The organism is Streptomyces sp. NPDC004266, assembly GCF_042874095.1.
Classification (GTDB): Bacteria; Actinomycetota; Actinomycetes; order Streptomycetales; family Streptomycetaceae; genus Streptomyces.
On record NZ_JBIAMM010000012.1, the window covers coordinates 38104 to 55780 of the forward strand.

Below are 17677 nucleotides of genomic sequence, written 5' to 3' on the forward strand. Positions count from 1 at the left end.
CCGCCGCCGGCGGCCCGGGGCGGGACGCGCCCCGGGCCGGTCACTCCACCGGCCAGGTGTGGGCCGGGGCGTTGAGGTGCATGAAGTCGATGTACTGGCCGGTCATACGGCGCAGGGCCACGGGCCGGTCGAGGTGGGCGATGTCGTGGAGGTGGTGGAACGCCTCCGCCTGCCACACGGCGCCGTTGCGGGCCGCCACGCAGCGCTGCTCGACGATGCCGAGCAGCGGTTCACGCCACCGCGCGTCCAGCCCCAGGGCCTCCAGACCCCGGTGGGCGAGCGGAAGGAGTCGGCGCAGGACCAGTTCGGTCGCGGGCACCTGGCCCGTGCCGGGCCAGAAGAGTTCGGCGTCGATGCCGCGTCGTGCCGCCGTGTGCAGGTTCTCCTCGGCGGCCGCGAACGACATCCGGGTCCATATCGGCCGGTCCTCGTCGACCAGGGCGCGGACGAGGCCGTAGTAGAAGGCGCCGTTCGACATCACGTCGGCCACGGTCGGCCCGGCGGGCAGCACCCGGTTCTCGACGCGGAGGTGCGGGACCCCGTCGACGACCGCGTAGACGGGGCGGTTCCAGCGGTAGACCGTGCCGTTGTGCAGGGTGAGTTCGGCCAGGTGCGGGATCTCGCCGCGGTCGAGGGTCTCCTCGGGGTCCTCGTCCTCGCAGAGCGGCAGGAGCGCCGGGAAGTAGCGGGTGTTCTCCTCGAAGAGGTCGAAGACGCTGGTGATCCAGCGTTCGCCGAACCACACGCGGGGCCGCACTCCCTGGACCTTGATCTCGTCCGGCCGGGTGTCCGTGGTCTGCTCGAACAGCGGGATGCGGGTCTCGCTCCACAGTTCCTTGCCGAAGAGGAAGGGCGAGTTCGCGGCCAGCGCGACCTGGACGCCCGCGATGGCCTGGGCGGCGTTCCAGTACGCGGCGAACTGTTCGGGCGCGACCTGGAGGTGGAACTGGGTGCTGGTGCAGGCCGCTTCGGGCGTGATGGTGTCCGCGTAGGTCCGCAGCCGTTCCACCCCGTCGATCTCGATGAGGAGGTCCTCGCCGCGTGCCGCGAAGATCTGGTCGTTGAGGAGGTGGTAGCGCGGGTTCTCGGACAGCGCGCCACGGTTCACGTCCTCGCGCTCCAGGGTCGGGAGGGTCCCGATCATGACCAGGTGCGCGCCGATCGCGGCGGCCTTCTCCTCGGCGTGGTTCAGGGCGTTGCGGATCTCCTCCTCCCAGGTGTCGGGGCCGCCCTCGGTGAGACGGCGGGGCGGGATGTTGATCTCCAGGTTGAACCGGCCCAGCTCGCTCGACCAGGCCGGGTCGGCGATGGCCCCCAGGACCTCGGAGCTGCGCATGGCGGGTCTGGCGGTCTCGTCGACGAGGTTCAGCTCGATCTCCAGGCCGACCCGGGGCCAGTCCACGTCGAAGCGTGCCTCGCGCAGCATCCGGGCGAGGACGTCGAGGGAGGCGCGCGTCCTGTCGCGGAAGCGGCGACGGTCGTCACGCGTGAATGTCAGTGCCGGGACGTCACGCCCCATCGGATCCTCCCGGGGCTCGGCGGCGCGGATCCTCCTTCCTTCAGCGTGCCACCAGGAGGCGGGCCGCGCCCGGCGCGGGCCGCCCCGGCCCGCGCCGGGGGCGGAAAGCCCGGTTGGAGGGCCGGATTCCTCTGGTGCTCCGCCGGATTCCCGGGCCGTCCCCGGGGAGGACGCCCCGTCCCGGTCGCGACGGGTGCCTGCCGACGTCCTGCGGCCGGGGCCCGTGGGGCGGAGACTGGAGGGCGAGGAACGGTCGAGCAGGTGAGCGGGGTCGGCCCGGTGGCACGAGACGTTTCCCGCCTCTTCACACGGAATACCTTCCAGGTTGACATGTCCACTCCTAACCTGCCGCTTGCACCGCTCCCGTAGTCATCACCCTCAACCGGAGGTAGCCGTGTCCGGCGCGCCCAGGAAACGCCGCACCGCCCTTCTGTCCGCCCTCGGTCTCGCGGCCACGTCGATCGGCCTGTGGGCCGGTTTCGGCGGCACGTCGCAGGCCCAGGCGGCGGCGACCGTCCCCACCCCCGACCACGTGGTCGTCGTGGTCTTCGAGAACCACGCCTACAGCCAGATCATCGGCAGCTCCAGCGCCCCGTACATCAACTCGCTGAAGAGCGGCGGCGCCAACCTCACCCAGTCGTACGCCGAGACCCACCCCAGCCAGCCCAACTACTTCGCGATGTTCTCGGGCTCCACCCAGGGCATCACGGACGACTCCTGCTACACGCCGGGCTTCTCCTCCGCGCCGAACCTGGCCTCCGAGCTGATCGCCGCGGGCAAGACCTGGAAGAGCTACAACGAGACGCTGCCCAGCCAGGGATCGACCACGTGCAGCAGCGGCAAGTACGCGCGGAAGCACAACCCGTGGTTCGGCTTCTCGAACGTCCCGACCTCGTCGGCGTACACGATGGCGCAGTTCCCGACCGACTACACCACGCTGCCGCAGGTGTCGTTCGTGGTCCCGAACCTGTGCAGCGACATGCACGACTGCTCCGTCGGCACCGGTGACACCTGGCTGAAGAACAACCTGGGCGCCTACGCGACCTGGGCGAAGACGCACAACAGCCTGCTCGTCGTGACCTTCGACGAGGACAACCGGCTCGCCGGCAACAAGATCGCGACCGTCCTGTACGGCCAGCAGGTGATCCCGGGCTCGACGTCCGCGACCACGTACAACCACTACAACCTGCTCCGCACGATCGAGGACATGTACGGCACCGCGCACGCCGGCCAGGCCGCCAACGCGACCCCGATCACCGGCATCTGGACGTCGTGACGTGTACGTAGCGGACAGTCGCAGCACCCCCGCGACGGCCGCGACGGCCGCCGCCCGGGACCTCGGTCCCGGGCGGCGCGCCGCCGTCGCACCGACCGTGCTCGCGCTCGGCACGGTCAGCCTCGTCACGGACGTGTCCTCGGAGATGGTCACGGCCGTGCTGCCGCTCTACCTGGTCGCCGGGCTCGGCCTCTCGCCGCTCGGATTCGGCCTCCTCGACGGCGTGTACAACGGTTTCAGCGCGCTCGTCCGGCTCGTCGGCGGCCATCTCGCCGACCGCGGCGGCCGGCACAAGACGGTGGCGGCGCTCGGCTACGGCCTCTCCGCGCTGTGCAAGCCCCTCCTCCTGATGGCGAGTTCGCTGCCGCTGATCGGCGCCGTGCTGGCCGCCGACCGCACCGGCAAGGGCCTGCGGACCGCGCCGCGCGACGCGCTGATCTCGCTCGCCTCGCCGGAGGAGTCGCGCGGCCGCGCCTTCGGAGTGCACCGGGCGATGGACACCGCGGGTGCCCTGATCGGCCCACTGGTCGCCTTCCTGATCCTCCGTCAGGCCGCGGACGGTTACGACGCCGTCTTCACGGTCAGCTTCTCCGTGGCCGCGGTCGGCGTGCTCGTCCTGCTGCTCTTCGTACCGTCGCGGCCGCCGCTCCCCCGGTCCGAGACGGCCCCGGCCCACGACGAAGCACCGCGCGCCTCGCTCAGGGCCGCGCTCGGTCTGCTCCGGGTGCCCGACGTGCGCCAGCTCGCCCTGACCGCCCTGCTGCTGGGACTCGCCACGGTCAGCGACTCGTTCGTCTACCTGCTGCTGCAGCGGCGGCTCGGCGTCACCGACCACTGGTTCGCGCTGCTGCCGCTCGGCACCGCCGCCGCCTTCCTGCTGCTCGCCGTTCCCCTGGGCCGGCTCGCCGACCGGGTCGGTCGCCGCCGGGTGTTCCTCGGCGGCCACGTCGCCCTGCTGCTCGTGTACGGGGCGCTGCTCAGCGGCTGGCAGAGCCCGGCACTCCCCTGGCTGGTCCTGGCGCTGCACGGCGGGTTCTACGCGGCGACCGACGGCGTCCTGATGGCGGCCGCGGCCGGCTGCGTACCGGCCGAACTCCGTTCTTCGGGGCTCGCGTTGGTCCAGACGGGACAGGCACTCGCCCGGCTCGGCTGCTCGATCGCGTTCGGCGCGGCCTGGACCGCGTGGGGCGACCGCTGGGCGCTGGGAGCGGCGACGGCCCTGCTCGCGGTGTGCGCGGCGGCGGCGTTCGCCCTGCGGCCCGCGGCCCTGAACAGGGGCGCCGCCACGGCCCCGACCACCGGCACGGTTTCGGAGGAGTCACCCGTATGACCCTGCGCAGCAAACTGCTCGTCCTGCTCGCGGCGATCGCCGTGCTCGGCGGTGTGGCCGCCGCGTCGCTGCTGCACGCGGCCGACCGGGCCGCCGAGAAGGACCGCCCCCGGGCGGGCGGCCCCGCGATCGCGTCCGGGCGGATCTCGCTCGCGAGCGGTGCCGACCGCCGGATCGTCTTCCGCAACATGGCCTGGGGCCCGCACCGCGACGAGCTGGTCACCGTGCCCGCCGGCACCCCCGCCGGTCCGCGGACCGCCTCGGGGGTGAAGTGCCTGCGCTTCCACGCGGCCGGCGGCACCGGGATCTGTCTGCAGGCCGTGCGCGGCGCGGTGGAGGACAGCTACCGGGCGGTCGTCGTCGACTCGGCCCTCAAGGAGCGGGCCCGCTACCCGCTGCCCGGCGTCCCGACCCGTGCCCGGGTCTCGCCGTCGGGCCGGCTGGTGGCGTGGACGGTTTTCGTCGGCGGCGACTCGTACGCGAGCGCGGGCTTCTCCACCCGTACCGCGGTCCTGGACACGTCGACGGGCCGGCTCACCTCGTCCCTGGAGGAGTTCCGGGTGGTGAAGGACGGCAAGGACCACCGTGCCGCCGACACCAACTTCTGGGGCGTCACCTTCTCCCGCGACGACCGGCACTTCTACGCGACCATGGCGACCGGCGGCCGGACCTATCTGGTGCGCGGCGACCTGACGGCCCGTACCGTCACCACGCTCCACCAGAACGTCGAGTGCCCGTCGCTCTCCCCCGACGAGACCCGGATCGTCTACAAGAAGCGGGTCGCGGGGGCTCCCGCCGACGCGCCCTGGCACGAGTACGCCCTCGACCTCGCCACCCTGCGGGAGACCGCGCTCGCCGAGCCCCGCAGCGTCGACGACCAGGCCGTCTGGCTCGACGACCGCACGGTCTCCTACTCCCTGCCGGGCGACTACGGCGCCGACCTCTACACCGTCCCGGCCGACGGCTCGGGCGCCCCGAAGCGCCTGCTGACGGCGGCACTGGCACCGGCGTTCCTGGAGTGACGGGGAGGCGGCCCGCGCACGGGCCCGGGGCCGTCTCAGCGGTGTCGCGCACGGAGGGAGCGGAGCGCGCCGAGGGCGGCGCGGGCCGCGTTGGCGCCGGGGGCGCCGTGGACGCCTCCGCCGGGGTGGGCGCTGGCGGAGGCGAGGTACAGGCCGCGGACCGGGGTCCGGGGGCGGCCGCTGCCGGGGAACGGCCGCAGGACGAGCTGCTGGTGGAGCGCGGTGGTGCCCTGGTTGACGGCGCCTCCGACGAGCGCGGGGTTCAGGAGCTCCAGGTCCGGGGGCGCCAGGACGCGGCGGGCCACGATCGCGTCCCGGAAGCCGGGCGCCAGTCGCTCCACGCCCGCTTCGACCCGCGCGGCGAACGCCTCCTTCTCGCGCTCGTCCCAGCGGCCCGCGAGGCCGTCCTCGCCCGCGTCGGACCGGACGGACTGCGGCACGTGCGTGTAGCCCCACGCCGACTCGGTGCCCGCCGGGGAGCGGTCCGGGTCCGCCGTGGTCATCTGGCCGAGGACGGTGAAGGGGACGTCCGGCACCTGCCCCGTGGCCAGCTGGGCGGCGAAGCGGGTGAGCGCGTCGACCCCGTCGGTGACATGGACGGTCCCGGCCCCCCGGGCGTCGGCGAAGCTCCACGGGATCGGGCGGGACAGCGCCCAGTCCACCTTGAACGTCGCGAAGTCCCACTGGAACCGGCGCAGATCCGCGCGGACCGGGGCGGGCAGATGCCGCTCGTCCACGAGCCGCCCGTACAGGACGGGCGCGGGGACGTCGGCGAGGACCGCCCGTCGTGCGGGGAACCATCCCCCGTCGTCGGTGCGCACGCCGACCGCGCGGCCCTCCCGTACCGACACCTCCGTGGCCGTACGGCCGCAGCGCACTTCACCGCCCCGCGCGTGCAGGCGGGACACGAGGGCGTCGGTGAGCCCGCCCGCCCCGCCCGCCGGCACCGGGAACCCCTCGTCCTGGCCGAGCATGCACATCAGCCATCCGAAGCCGCCGCCGAGGGCGGACTCCGGGCCGAGGTCGGCGTGCAGGGCGTTCCCCGTGACGAGCAGTCGCCCGCCCTCGCCGGCGAAGTGTTCCTCGCCGAAGCGGCGGGCGGGCAGCAGCATGGTCCGCAGGAGCCGGAGGACGTCCCGCGGCGCGTGCCCGGCCACCAGTCCGAGGCCGTTCCGGACCGGCGGGAAGGGGGTGAACAGAGCGCCGACGAGATCGTCGCGGTACTCGCTCCACCAGTGGTGGAGGCTTTCCCAAGCGGCGCCGTCGCCCGGCGCGAACGCGTCCAGCGAGGCGGCCGTGCGGTCGAGGTCACGGCTGAGAAGGGCTCCCCCGCCGTCGGGCAGGGGGTGGGCCACGACGTGCGGCGCGTGGCGCCAGCGCAGACCGTGGCGGTCGAGCCCGAGGGCCCGCACGACGGGAGAGGCCGCCGCGAGCGGGTAGAAGGCGCTGAACAGGTCGTGGACGTAGTCGGGATGGACGCCCCGGTCGCTCCGTACCGCGCCGCCGGGCACCTCCCGCGCCTCCAGGACGACGACGTGCCAGCCGGCGTCCGCGAGGAGGTTGGCCGCCACCAGCCCGTTGGGGCCGGCGCCGATGACCACCGCGTCCGGCGCCGTCACGGCCGGTCCCGGGCGGCGTCCCTGTCCCCGGGACTCGAGGACGGGCGCGCGTCGTCGGAGGCGCCGGCGCGCGAGCGGGCCCGTGCGGCGAAGACGGCCTTCTCCAGGCGGGCCAGCAGGTGCCGGTGCCGCCAGCGCAGGACCAGGTCGGCTCCCGAGTTGTGCCAGCGGGCCGCCGGACCCCTGAGCGGATGCTCGTCGACGAGGACCAGGGTCCGGCTGCCCCACGGCTCGACGAGGAAGGAGATCCGGGCGGAGCCGAGGTGCGTGACCGCCTCCAGTTCGAGCCGGCGGATCGGCTCGCACAGCCGCGAGACCGTCCGCCCGCGGTACGTCCACGGGCCCAGCTTCAGGGCATAGCCGAGCTCGGCGTCCACGGCGGGCCAGTGGTCGTCCCGCTCCCACGAATCGTGGGCGCCGACCACCCAGCGCGCGTACCGCCGCCCGTCGCTGAGCACCTCCCAGACTTCTTCGGGCGTCGCTTCGAGGACCCGGTTCCACTGCGCCACATTCCTCAACTCCTCCGGTGATGCGGGGACGAGAGGCCCCTGGACGGCAGGTGCCGTGCCATCGATCGGACGGCGGCCGCCGAGGCGAGCACGGCCGTGCAGCCGGCGACCCGCCGCGCGGCCGTACGGGCCCCCGCGTGCCGCCCTCCGGCGACCGACGCGGTCGCGGCCGACGGCTCGTACAGGACGCCCCGTGTGACCGGGGCCGTGCCGGGCGCGTCCAGGTAGACGCGTCCGGTACGCCGCCGGACCAGGCTCCGTACGGTCTCCGGCGCGAGGGCGTGCGCCCAGGGCAGGAGCCGGGATCCGGGCCCGACGTGGACGCGGCGGCGCGGCCGGGACGCGGTGCGCACCACGGCCCGGGCCACCCGCTGCGGCGTGGCGAGGGCGGGCAGCGAGCGGACGCGGCGCCCCGTGTGGTTGGCGGCGTGCCGGAAGAAGGGCGTGTCGACGCCCGCGGGCAGGATCGTGCACACCGCGACGCCGGTGTCACCGCTGAGCCGCAGCTCCTGCCGCAGCACCTCGTCGAGCGTCACCAGCGCGGCCTTGGACGCGGCGTACGCGCCCGTGTACGGCGCCACCACGGCGCCGCCGAGCACCGAGGACACGTCGATCAGGATCCCGCCGCCCTGTCGGCGCATCACCGGCAGGGCGGCGCGGGCGCCGTGGAAGGCGCCCAGCACGTTGGTCTCCCACAGGCGGCGCACATCGGCCGGCGGCACCCGGTCCAGGCGCCCCAGGACGCCCACACCGGCGGCGTTCACCCAGACGTCGATCCGGCCGAACCGGTCCACCGCGGTCCGCGCGACGCGCTCCGTCGCGGCGAAGTCCGTGACGTCGGCGGTGGCGGCCACGGCCTCGGCCCGGGGATGCGCCCCCGCGCACCGGGCGGCCACCTGTTCGAGGACGTCGGTGCTGCGGGCGGCCAGGACGAGCCGGGCGCCGCGCGCGGCGAACGCGGCCGCCACCGCCCGCCCGATGCCGCTCGACGCGCCCGTGACCACGACGACGGTCCCCGGGCCGGGCTCATGCGCATGTCCGTTCACGGTGGGCTTGTCACCGACGTGAGCCGTTTCATGCGGCGCTCCCGGATGACGTTCCCGGATCCGGGAGCGCCGCACGTGGCGCCTTGCTCACCGTCCGCGGTCGAGCGGGCGTCCTCCCCGGCCCCGGGGGGTTCCTCAGGGCCCGACGGGCGTGCCGCGTACGGGCAGATGGCCTTCGGTCGGAAACCCGGGCGGCTGGCCGGGGGGCGAGCCGGTCCACGGCACCGGCGGCCCTGCCGCGCGCCGTCGCAGACCGCCCGCGTGGGCGTCCGACCTCGTCGGCGATCGGATCGGAGCCCCGTCGGGCGGGGCTCCGGCCGGTTCGGGGCTCCGGCCGGTTCGGGGGCGTCGGGGAGACGAGCGTCCGTCGGCTGCGTTCCGCGCCGGCCTCAGCGCTTCCGCAGGCGGAGCGAGTTCCAGCTCGCGTCCGCGGTCCAGCCACCGTCCACCGGCATCGCCACGCCGTTGACGAAACCGCTGCGGGCGGGGTCGGCGAGGAAGGCGACGGCCTGGGCGATGTCCCCGGGCGCGGCGAACCGCGCCATGGGCACCCGCTCGACGATGTCCGCGTCGGTGTAGCCGCCGGAGGCCTGGTCCTCGGCGTCCATCTCGGTCTTGACCCAACCGGGGCACACGGCGTTGACGCGGATCCCGCGCCCGCCCCACTCCGCGGCCAGGGTCCGGGTCAGGCCGATCAGCCCGTGCTTGCTCGCGTTGTACGCGGCCCGGTCCGCGACCCCGTGCAGCCCCGCGATCGAGGCGATGTTGACGATCGAGCCGCCGCCCGCGTCCAGCATCAGCCTCCCCAGCGCCCGGGACAGCAGGAAGGGGCCGGTGAGGTTGACCTCCAGGACGCGCCGCCATTGTTCGGCGGTGGTGTCCTCGGCCGGGGTGAGCAGCGAGACGCCCGCGTTGTTCACGAGGACGTCGACCCGGCCGAAGCGTTCGCGCACCTGCTCGGCGAGCTCGGCCACGTAGGCCTCCGAGGCCACGTCGCCGACCACCGCGCAGGCCTCCGCACCGGCGTCCCGCACCGCCGCCAGTGTCTCCGCCGGTTCCTTCAGGTCGGCCAGCACCAGGGCGTACCCCTCGCCCGCCAGCACTTCGGCCACCTGTCGGCCGATGCCCTGGGCCACTCCGGTCACCACGGCGACCGGTGTCCCCGCGTCCTGCTTCGTGTTCACGTCCATGGGCACAGCCTCTCCTCGCCCGGGCATCATGGGAAGCGACAATCAAGAAAGCGAGCTTTCACGCATCATGAACGGCATCGATCCCCGGCTGCTGCGGACCCTGCTGGAGGTGATGCGGCACGGGTCGATGAGCACCGCGGCGGCGGCGCTGGGCTACGTCCCCTCGGCGGTGTCCCAGCACATCGCCCGGCTGGAGCGGCAGGTGGGGACGGAGCTGCTCTCGCGCCGCCCGGGCGGCGGTGTCACCCCGACCGCGGGCGGCCGCGCGCTGGCCGACGCGGCCGCCCGCGTCCTGGCCGCCACCGCGGACTTCCAGCGCCTGGCCGACGGCATCGCCCGGTCCGGGGCGCCGGAGCTGAGCATCGGCGTCTACGCGACCGCGGCCGGACGCCTGCTCCCCACCGCGCTGGCCACGCTGCGTCGGGCTCATCCGGATGTCGTCCTCCACGTCACGGAGACCGAGCCCGTGGACGGTCTGCGGGGCCTGCGGGCCGGGGAGATCGATCTTCTGCTGGCCTACCGCTATCTGCCCGAGGACCCTCCCGGCGCGGCCGATCTGCGGATCCGCGGGCTCGGCAGGGAGCCCCTGTGGCTGATGGCGGCACGCGGCACCGGCGCCGTCACGCTCGACGACTGCCGCGAGGCCGACTGGGTCGCCGGGCACATGGGGACCGCCGACCGGCGCCTGCTGCGGCGGTGGGCCCATCGCACCGGTCTCGACCCGGCGGTGCGGTACGAGACGGACGACTACCACACGGCGCTCGCGCTGATCGCCCAAGGGCTGGCGGTCGGCCTCGTACCGGCCTCCGTCGTCTGCGGCTGGCACGACCCGGCCCGGCCGCTCGCCCGCGTCGAAGGCCTTCCCTCGGCCGAGCGCCCGGAGCGCGAGGTCCTCGCCGTCACCCGCCCGCGCGCCTCGCACCCCGTCGTCGACGACCTCGCCGACCTGTTGTCCGCCGCCGTCGGGGCCACGCGGGACTCCTAGGAACGGGCGCATCGTCCCGTCCTCGCCCCGGTGCCGCCCCGTCCCCGCCCCGGTGCCGTGTCGCCCCGTTCCGGTGTCTCGGGTGCGCCGCCCGGGGCAGCGGTTCAGTACAGGGCGGCGCCCATGGGAGAGTCCTCACCCGTGACGTACGCACGGATCGATGCCAGGTACTCGGCACGGCTGACGCGTTCGTCCCCGTCACTGTCGAGTGCGTCGAAAGCCGCGTCGGCGTTGTCGGCCCGATTGCCCAGCGCCTGGCGCAGCATCGTGAACTGGGCGCGGTCCAGTGCGCCGTCCTGATCGGCGTCGGCGAGGTCGAAGAGGGCGCCCAGGGCGTACTGGCAGATGTTGTCGAACTTATCGGCGTCCACCCAGGCGATGTACTCCTCGTAGGTCATCACGCCGTCGCCGTTGGCGTCCATCGCGGCCCAGGCCCGTTCGCCCGTGGCGCGGGCGGCGACGACCAGGGGGTCGTCGTCGCCGCGGCCGGTCGCCCGCTGGGCCCGGTCGATGCGGACGAAGTAGTCGTGCCTGGAGGCGACTCCGTCCCCGTCCGTGTCCAGCATCGCGTAGATGCGGGCCTTGGGCGCCGTGGGGTCGACAGGTGCGGCCTGGGCCTCGGTTCGCGGGAGTGCCATGTCGGTGTCTTCCTTCGCTTGGGGGTGAGGAGCGGTCGGGCGGGGACGCCACCGCGCCCATGATCGACGGCCGAACCCTTCACGTCCCGGCGACCCGCCACGAACCGGTCGGCGCTCACCCGACGTGATGAGCGGCGGAAGGGGCCGGCTTCCGGCGCCTGTCGCCCCGCCGGTGCGCGCGGGACCGGGCAGGGGGTCGGGCGAGGGAGCCGCGCAAAGGGACCGAGCAAGGGGACCGAGCGCGAGATACTTGCGTCAGCGCTATATGACTCTTCGCTGGTATTTTCTTCTGTGCCGTATCCTGGATCCAAGCACACCCCGGAAGGAGACACGGACCCTCATGACCGCCACCGATCCCGCGCTCACCGCTCTCGCCAGTGGATGGGGAGCCCTGTCCCTCCTGCACGGCAGGATCGAGACGCACATCGAGCGCGCCCTGCAGTCCCGGCACGACCTGAGCGTCCGGGAGTACTCCCTGCTCGACGTGCTCAGCCGACAGCACGACGGCGAGGGCGGCCACCTGCAGATGAAGCAGGTCGCCGACGCGGTGGTGCTCAGCCAGAGCGCCACGACCCGCCTGGTGAGCCGGCTCGAGGACCGCGGACTGCTGTCCCGGTACCTGTGCCCGACCGATCGCCGCGGCATCTACACCGATGTCACACCGGCCGGCCTGAAGCTCCTGGAGGAGGCCCGGCCGACCAACGACGCCGCCCTGCGCCAGGCGCTCGACGAGGCCGCGCAGAACCCCGAGCTCGCCCCGCTCGTCGCCGCGGTGGAGGCGGTGGACTCCCCCTTCGCCCGCCGGTAGCGGCCGGCGGCACCCGACGAATCGGCCGGCCCCCGCCTCCCGCAGGGGCCGGTCCCGCCTTCCCGTACACGGAGGGGGCGCCAGCTCGCACGCGGGCGACGGCGCCCCGTGGGGTCACGACGTGGAGAGCGGCAGGCACACCACGAGCACGCATATCTCCGACGGAGAGGTCGAGGCCGACGTCGTGTCCGGCCGGTCGGCCGGTTCCCGGCTCGGGGAGCCGACGGCATCGGCGGGGGCAGGGGCCCGCGTCGGCGCGTCCGCCGTTCCGGTCGCACCCGTAGGCGCGGGTGGCGAAGCCGGGACCGGGGCCGGGGAAGCCGGTGAGGTGCTCCGCGGCTCCGGGGCCGACGGCTCCGTCCCGTGAAGAGGAGCGGTGGCATGCGCCGGGGAGATCGGCGGCGTCGTGCGGAGGGAGGCCGTCGTGTACCGCCGACGCGACTGGTGGGACACGGGCGGCGCGACCGGAGGCGCGGACGGGGCGACCGAGGCCCGCTGGACATCGGGCCGCACAGAAGGGGGAGGAGGAGGCGCGCCCTGCTCCTCCCGGTCCTCGACGACGCCCGCTCCCGGGTCCTGCGGCGCCGTGGCGGCCTGGGCCCGGTCGCCGGACTGCCGGTCCATCCCGCTCATGGTCAGACCACCGCCGACGAGCGCGACGGCGGTCGCCACCACGGCCCGGCGCTGGTTCTTCCTCCAGCGGGCACGCTGGCGGCGCCGTGCCGCCCGCCCCTCCACCGACGCCGACGCGCCCACGACCTCCGCCGCCGAGTCGCCCCCCGGCGTGCCCTCCACGACGGCGCCGACGGGGAGCCCGTCGAGAAGCCGACCGTCGTGCCATGCGCCCGAGGAGGGGGTGACCGGCGCGGACACCTCTCCCGTCGCCGTCGTGGCCACCGGGGCGGGGACGATGCGACCGCCGGTGGTGGTCGGAGCGATGTCCGGGGCGTAGGCGCCGCATCCGGGGCACACCAGGGCGCCGTTGAGATGTCGGCGGCACGACGAGCAGTAGTCCATCTCCGTCTTTCGGGGTCGACATGCCTGCCGCCGGCCCGACGGGCCTGCGACCCGGTCACGTTTGCAAACGGATTCGAGCGGTCTGCAACGCTAACCAAGCTTTCGAAAGACCGTGCGCAGCCTGTGTGATGCTCCTGTGCAGGATCTTCCGATGTTCGCACAAGTTCCGGCGCGAGCATCGGCCCGGCCGGACCGGGCAGCCGCCGACCGAACGCCGCGGACCATCGCGGCGGGGCGACGATCCGACCGTCCGTGCGGGGTCGCGTCACGGCTACGCCGCCAGAGGGACAGCCATCGGGTGGTGTGCGCGTCACGGTCGGCGGACGTACCGCCCGGCCTAGGTTCATGATCATGACCGTGAGCGAGCCTCAGTACGACGTCGTCGGCGACCTGTACCGGCAGTACAAGACCACCGCGACCGCACCGATCCCCGAGCGCCGCCTGTTCCTGGATCTCGTCGGTGACCTGCGCGGCCGGCGTGTCCTGGACCTGGCCACCGGCTACGGCGCCTACGCCCGAACGGCCCGGGAGCTGGGTGCCGCCGAGGTCGTGGGCGTGGACGTCTCCTCGGAGATGGTCCGCCGGGCGGAGGCCGCCACCGACGACGACGCCGTCAGTTTCCGCACGGCCGATGCCCTGGACCTGCCTGACCTGGGACTGTTCGACACGGTCACGGCGATCTGGCTGTTCAACTACGCCCGCTCCCCGCATGAGATGAACGCGATGTTCGCGGGCGCCGCCCGTGCCCTCGGGCCCGGCGGCCGCCTGGTCGCCATCACCGTCAACCCCGGCTACGACGTCCACGGCGACGACTGGACCCGCTACGGCTTGACCGTCCATGCCGCCGACCCCGCTCCCGCCCGCCACGACCTGCGGATCGCGCTCCTGGCACCCGACGCCGAGATCCCGCTGTCCATGGCCCGCTGGGACGCCTCCGTCTACGACGACGCCGCCGAGGCGGCGCAGCTCACCCAGCCGGTCTGGTCCCTGCCCACCGTCCCCGACGGCGAGCGCGCTTGCCGCCCCGACGGCTACTGGGACACCGCGCTGAACAACCCCTTCCCCGCCGGGCTCACCACCACCCGCCTGGTCACCGGGGCCGCCGGACGCGGTCTAGCGTTCCGGAACCGCCGGGGCGGGCTCTGAAACCCCGTCGGGACAGGGGACGGCAAGCGTCGCCAGGTGTGTGGCGTACATGTCGAGGGCGGCGAGCGCCCTGGCGTCGTCGCGGTCGATCAGCCAGTGGAGGGTGAGGCCGTCGAGGAGGTCGAGGCCGTAGCGGGCGAGGGCGGGGATCTCCGTGGTCCAGCGAATGCCGGCGAGGCGGGCGACGGACTGGAGGTAGTCGATGTTGACCTGCAGGTAGTGCTGGTACTGGCGGCGGGCCACGTCCGCGAGGCCCGGCTCCCGCAGGGCGTACTGGGTGAGTTCGTAGGTGAGTTGGTGCTCGTCGGGGCGTTCGCGTACCCGGTCCCAGTAGCCGTGCAGGGTGGCACGGATGAGCTCGTGCGGGGAGGCGTCGGCGGCGGTCGGCACGAGAGGGAAGGCGAGCGCCCGGAGCATGATCCGTTCGATCACGCCGTGCAGCAGCTCCCTCTTGGAGCGGAAGCAGTAGTGGAACGCCCCGAGGGGAAGGCCCGCCTCGGCGACGATGGCCCGGGTGGTGGCCTTGCCGACGCCGTCACGGATCATCACGCGGATCGTGGCCTCGACGAGTTGTTCGCGGCGCTCGTCGGCCGAGTGGTGGGTCATGCGGGCTCCCTGGGGCGGCTCTGGGCAGTGGGTCCGGTCGGTGTACGCGGGTGACCGGCGGTGTACGCGGGTGACCGGCGGTGTACGCGGGTGACCGGCGGTCACAGGAAGGCGTGGCCCTCGCCCCGGTAGGTGGGGACGACGTCGACGATCCGGTCGCCCTCGACCAGGTGCAGCTCGTTCACCCGCTCGCACAGTTCACCCGCTTTGGCGTGCCGGAACCACACGCGGTCGCCCAGCCGCAGGGTGTCGGCCGCCTGCCCGGTGAGGGGGGTCTGGACCTCGCCCGCGCCTTCGCGGGGCAGCAGTCGCAGCCCGGTCGGCCGGACCGGTGCGGGCAGCCGGTCCGGGCCCGCCGGGCCGGAGGCGGTCCAGCCGCCGCCGAGGACGGTCACGTGGCGGGGGCCGGGCCTGCGGACGACGGGCAGCACGAAGTGGGCGGCGGGCGACGGACGGAAGCGACGGTAGTGGTCGAAGAGCCCGGGGGCGTACAGGCCGGAGCCGGCCCCGAGTTCGGTCACGGCCGGTTCGGCGGAGGTGGTCTCCAGGCTGCCGGTTCCGCCGCCGTTGACGAACTCCAGGGATGCCAGGGCCCGTACGGCCCGGACGGCGGCGGCGCGGCGCTCGCGCAGTTCGCGCGTGGAGACGCGCTGCATGAGCCGGACGGCCGCGCGGGCCAGGGCGGGGCCGGGCTGGTCGTCGCCGACGCCGGCGATCTGCCCCTCGTACGCCATGAGGCCGACGAGCCGGAACCGCGGCCGGGCGAGCACGGCGAGGGCGAGGTCGCGGGTCTGCTCGGGCGAGTGCAGGGGGGAACGGCGCATCCCGAGGTGAACTCGCCCGCCGGCCAGGCGGAGGGAGGCGTCGAGGTCGAGGCAGACGCGCAGGGGCGGGCCGTCCGGACCGACGGCGGAGGCGATGAGGTCCAGGTGCTCCACGGAGTCGACCATCAGGGTGACGCGCTCCGCGATCCGCCCGTCGCCCGCCAGGGTCCGCAGGGCGGGGACGTCCGTGGTCGGGTAGCCGACCAGGACGTCCTCGTGGTCCGCGGCGAGCCACACGGCCTCGGGGAGGGTGAAGGCCAGGATGCCGGAGAAGCCGGGCAGGCGCAGGACGTCGCCGATCAGGCGACGACAGCGCAGCGACTTGCTGGCCAGACGGATCGGTTTGCCGCCGGCCCTGCGCACCATCTGGGCGGCGTTGGCCCGCAGGGCCCCGAGGTCGGCGACGGCGAACGGCGGCTGGAGGTCGGCGGTGGCGCGTTGCAGTTCGGGGAAGCTCGCGGGCCGCGGCGTCGGGTGCGCGCTCCGGTCCGCGGCGTGCGTGGTTTCCGTGGCGGGGGTGGAACGTCCCATGGGGTGCGTGCCTTTCTCGGGACCGGGACCGAGGCCGGGACCGGCTCAGGTGGCGCCCACCTTGTCTTGGTCGGCTGTCCAGGTCAAGCGTCCTGAAGTCTTGACTTGCACGACCGACCGAGTCCAGGCTTCCGGGGACCGCGACCCGGTCTCGACCCGTCGCGTGCCGTCGAGCACCGCCGGCCCTCTTCCCCCGTCGATCACTGATCCCGTCGATCCCACCGATCCCGTCGATCGCCGATCCCGTCGAAAGGACTTCCCGCATGACCGAGGTGTGGCGCAACTGGTCCGGCAGCGAGCGGGCCCACCCCGTTCGCATCCTGCGGCCGACGCGTACGGAGGAGGTGGCCGCCTCCGTGGCGGAGGCGGCACGGGAGGGGCTGAGGGTCAAGGCGGTCGGCTCCGGGCACTCGTTCAGCGGCGCCGCGGTGGCGCCCGGCGTCCAGCTGCGGCTGGACCACCTGGCCGGTCTGAACTCCGTGGACAGGGAGAGCGGGTTGGTCACGGTGGGGGCCGGGATGCCGTTGTGGCGACTCGGTCCGCTGCTCGCCTCCCACGGGCTGGCCATGGAGATCATGGGCGACATCGACCGGCAGACCGTCTCCGGGGCCATCTCGACCGGGACGCACGGTTCGGGGCTGCGCTTCGGCGGCATCGCCACCCAGGTCAGGGCGCTGCAGCTGGTCCTGGCCGACGGCTCGGTCGTCCGCTGCTCCGCCGACGAGCGGCCCGAACTGTTCCGGGCGGCGCGGGTCGGCATCGGGGCGCTCGGCGTGGTCACCGAGGTCACGCTCCAGTGCGTCGACCAGTTCGCCCTGCACGCCCGGGACACCGCGATGCCGGTCGCCGAGGTCCTGGAGCGCGTCGACGAGCTGACGGAGGACAACGACCACTTCGAGTTCTTCTGGTTCCCGCACAGCGAGACCGCGCTGACCCGGCGTTTTCGCCGGCTGCCGGCGGACACGCCGCTGAAGCCGATCGGCGCGCTGACCCGACGTGTCGACGAGACGGTCAGCGGCCTCGGCTTCGAGGGCCTGTGCCGGCTCGGCACGGCGGTTCCGGCCCTGGTGCCGCCGATCGCCCGGTTCGCGGCGCGGGCGATGTCCGCGCGCGAGTGGACGGACCTGTCCCCCAGGGTCTTCGCCTCGCCGCGCGACGTCCGCTTCCACGAGGGCGAGTTCGCCATCCCCCGCGAGCACGCCGTCGACGCGCTCCGGGAGATCAAGCGGTGGATCGACACCACCGGGGAGCGGGTGTCCTTCCCGCTGGAGGTGCGGTTCTCGGCTCCCGACGACATCTGGTTGTCCACCGCGCAGGGGCGGGAGAGCTGCTACATCGCCTTCCACCAGTACCACCGGATGCCGTACCGCCGTTACTTCGAGGCGTGCGAGGACGTCCTCGGCTCCTACGGCGGCCGCCCGCACTGGGGCAAGATGCACACGCTCGACGCCGACGCCCTCCGCCCCCGCTACGAACGCTTCGACGACTTCGTCGCCCTGCGCGACGCCCTCGACCCGACCGGGGTCTTCGCCAACCCCTACCTCGACCGCGTCCTGGGGCTCGCCCCCGAGGCCGTGCCCGTCGACGACCGCGTCAGGCACCCTGCGTGAC

The 17677-nt window shown here is 74.0% G+C and carries 16 protein-coding genes; 8 read left to right on the top strand and 8 right to left on the bottom strand.

Going from position 1 to position 17677, the window contains the following annotated elements:
• Positions 1-40: 40 nt before the first annotated feature.
• Positions 41-1519 carry a glutamate-cysteine ligase family protein gene (locus ACFYUZ_RS26570; RefSeq protein ID WP_389313268.1) on the bottom strand — a complete coding sequence of 493 codons (1479 nt, stop codon included), beginning with the start codon at positions 1517-1519 and terminating at the stop codon, positions 41-43.
• Positions 1520-1913: 394 nt separating this feature from the next.
• Here ACFYUZ_RS26570 and ACFYUZ_RS26575 point away from each other — a divergent pair, with 394 nt between their 5' ends.
• From ACFYUZ_RS26575 to ACFYUZ_RS26585, 3 genes are read left to right on the top strand one after another with little or no spacing between them, the layout of a single operon-like run.
• The gene (locus tag ACFYUZ_RS26575) at positions 1914-2795 is read left to right on the top strand and encodes an alkaline phosphatase family protein (protein ID WP_389313270.1); all 882 of its coding nucleotides are present in this window, start codon (positions 1914-1916) and stop codon (positions 2793-2795) included.
• Between the two features lies 1 nt (position 2796).
• On the top strand, positions 2797-4125 hold the full coding sequence (locus ACFYUZ_RS26580) for an MFS transporter (RefSeq protein WP_389313271.1): 1329 nt from the start codon (positions 2797-2799) through the stop codon (positions 4123-4125).
• Positions 4122-5147 carry a TolB-like translocation protein gene (locus tag ACFYUZ_RS26585; protein WP_389313273.1) on the top strand — a complete coding sequence of 342 codons (1026 nt, stop codon included), beginning with the start codon at positions 4122-4124 and terminating at the stop codon, positions 5145-5147. Before ACFYUZ_RS26580 ends, ACFYUZ_RS26585 begins: the two co-directional genes overlap by 4 nt.
• Positions 5148-5182: 35 nt before the next feature.
• Here ACFYUZ_RS26585 and ACFYUZ_RS26590 read toward each other — a convergent pair whose 3' ends face one another.
• From ACFYUZ_RS26590 to ACFYUZ_RS26605, 4 genes are all read right to left on the bottom strand, one after another.
• On the bottom strand, positions 5183-6766 hold the full coding sequence (locus tag ACFYUZ_RS26590; RefSeq protein ID WP_389313274.1) for a phytoene desaturase family protein: 1584 nt from the start codon (positions 6764-6766) through the stop codon (positions 5183-5185).
• Positions 6763-7275: an SRPBCC family protein gene (locus ACFYUZ_RS26595; RefSeq protein WP_389313276.1), complete on the bottom strand. Its 513-nt coding sequence runs from the start codon at positions 7273-7275 to the stop codon at positions 6763-6765. Before ACFYUZ_RS26595 ends, ACFYUZ_RS26590 begins: the two co-directional genes overlap by 4 nt.
• Before the next feature lie 5 nt (positions 7276-7280).
• Positions 7281-8321, bottom strand: coding sequence for an SDR family NAD(P)-dependent oxidoreductase (locus tag ACFYUZ_RS26600; RefSeq protein WP_389313278.1), 1041 nt, complete (start codon positions 8319-8321; stop codon positions 7281-7283).
• A gap of 389 nt (positions 8322-8710) precedes the next feature.
• Positions 8711-9511, bottom strand: a complete 801-nt coding sequence (locus tag ACFYUZ_RS26605; RefSeq protein WP_389313279.1) for an SDR family NAD(P)-dependent oxidoreductase — start codon at positions 9509-9511, stop codon at positions 8711-8713.
• A gap of 67 nt (positions 9512-9578) precedes the next feature.
• On the opposite strand from ACFYUZ_RS26605, the gene ACFYUZ_RS26610 reads away from it, so the two are divergent.
• Complete coding sequence (locus ACFYUZ_RS26610; protein ID WP_389313281.1) at positions 9579-10496, top strand: LysR family transcriptional regulator; 918 nt, start codon at positions 9579-9581, stop codon at positions 10494-10496.
• A gap of 104 nt (positions 10497-10600) precedes the next feature.
• On the opposite strand, the gene ACFYUZ_RS26615 is transcribed toward ACFYUZ_RS26610, so the two are convergent.
• Entirely contained in the window at positions 10601-11134 is a 534-nt protein-coding gene (locus ACFYUZ_RS26615; protein WP_389313282.1) for an EF-hand domain-containing protein, read from the bottom strand.
• 340 nt (positions 11135-11474) lie between these two features.
• On the opposite strand from ACFYUZ_RS26615, the gene ACFYUZ_RS26620 reads away from it, so the two are divergent.
• The 3 genes from ACFYUZ_RS26620 (at position 11475) to ACFYUZ_RS26630 (ending at position 14105) form a co-directional block, all read left to right on the top strand.
• Positions 11475-11942 (top strand): MarR family winged helix-turn-helix transcriptional regulator, encoded by a 468-nt coding sequence (locus ACFYUZ_RS26620; RefSeq protein ID WP_389313284.1) that lies wholly within the window; start codon positions 11475-11477, stop codon positions 11940-11942.
• A gap of 424 nt (positions 11943-12366) precedes the next feature.
• Entirely contained in the window at positions 12367-12894 is a 528-nt protein-coding gene (locus tag ACFYUZ_RS26625) for a hypothetical protein (RefSeq protein ID WP_389313285.1), read from the top strand.
• 422 nt (positions 12895-13316) lie between these two features.
• Positions 13317-14105, top strand: coding sequence for a class I SAM-dependent methyltransferase (locus tag ACFYUZ_RS26630; RefSeq protein ID WP_389313286.1), 789 nt, complete (start codon positions 13317-13319; stop codon positions 14103-14105).
• Here ACFYUZ_RS26630 and ACFYUZ_RS26635 read toward each other — a convergent pair.
• Positions 14073-14711, bottom strand: a complete 639-nt coding sequence (locus ACFYUZ_RS26635) for a TetR/AcrR family transcriptional regulator (protein WP_389313287.1) — start codon at positions 14709-14711, stop codon at positions 14073-14075. The genes ACFYUZ_RS26630 and ACFYUZ_RS26635 overlap by 33 nt on opposite strands.
• Before the next feature lie 101 nt (positions 14712-14812).
• Positions 14813-16066: an amino acid deaminase/aldolase gene (locus tag ACFYUZ_RS26640; RefSeq protein ID WP_389313288.1), complete on the bottom strand. Its 1254-nt coding sequence runs from the start codon at positions 16064-16066 to the stop codon at positions 14813-14815.
• Positions 16067-16329: 263 nt separating this feature from the next.
• Between ACFYUZ_RS26640 and ACFYUZ_RS26645 the strand changes: the two genes are divergently transcribed.
• Positions 16330-17676 carry a D-arabinono-1,4-lactone oxidase gene (locus ACFYUZ_RS26645; protein WP_389313289.1) on the top strand — a complete coding sequence of 449 codons (1347 nt, stop codon included), beginning with the start codon at positions 16330-16332 and terminating at the stop codon, positions 17674-17676.
• The last annotated feature ends 1 nt before the right edge of the window (position 17677 follow it).

Excerpts from the sequence above, each read along its gene's own strand:
- ACFYUZ_RS26615 (WP_389313282.1), bottom strand. The coding sequence starts at position 11,134 with ATGGCACTCCCGCGAACCGAGGCCCAGGCCGCACCTGTCGACCCCACG.
- ACFYUZ_RS26640 (WP_389313288.1), bottom strand. The coding sequence starts at position 16,066 with ATGGGACGTTCCACCCCCGCCACGGAAACCACGCACGCCGCGGACCGG.
- ACFYUZ_RS26635 (WP_389313287.1), bottom strand. The coding sequence starts at position 14,711 with ATGACCCACCACTCGGCCGACGAGCGCCGCGAACAACTCGTCGAGGCC.
- ACFYUZ_RS26585 (WP_389313273.1), top strand. The coding sequence starts at position 4,122 with ATGACCCTGCGCAGCAAACTGCTCGTCCTGCTCGCGGCGATCGCCGTG.
- ACFYUZ_RS26610 (WP_389313281.1), top strand. The coding sequence starts at position 9,579 with ATGAACGGCATCGATCCCCGGCTGCTGCGGACCCTGCTGGAGGTGATG.
- ACFYUZ_RS26645 (WP_389313289.1), top strand. The coding sequence starts at position 16,330 with ATGACCGAGGTGTGGCGCAACTGGTCCGGCAGCGAGCGGGCCCACCCC.
- ACFYUZ_RS26570 (WP_389313268.1), bottom strand. The coding sequence starts at position 1,519 with ATGGGGCGTGACGTCCCGGCACTGACATTCACGCGTGACGACCGTCGC.
- ACFYUZ_RS26605 (WP_389313279.1), bottom strand. The coding sequence starts at position 9,511 with ATGGACGTGAACACGAAGCAGGACGCGGGGACACCGGTCGCCGTGGTG.
- ACFYUZ_RS26620 (WP_389313284.1), top strand. The coding sequence starts at position 11,475 with ATGACCGCCACCGATCCCGCGCTCACCGCTCTCGCCAGTGGATGGGGA.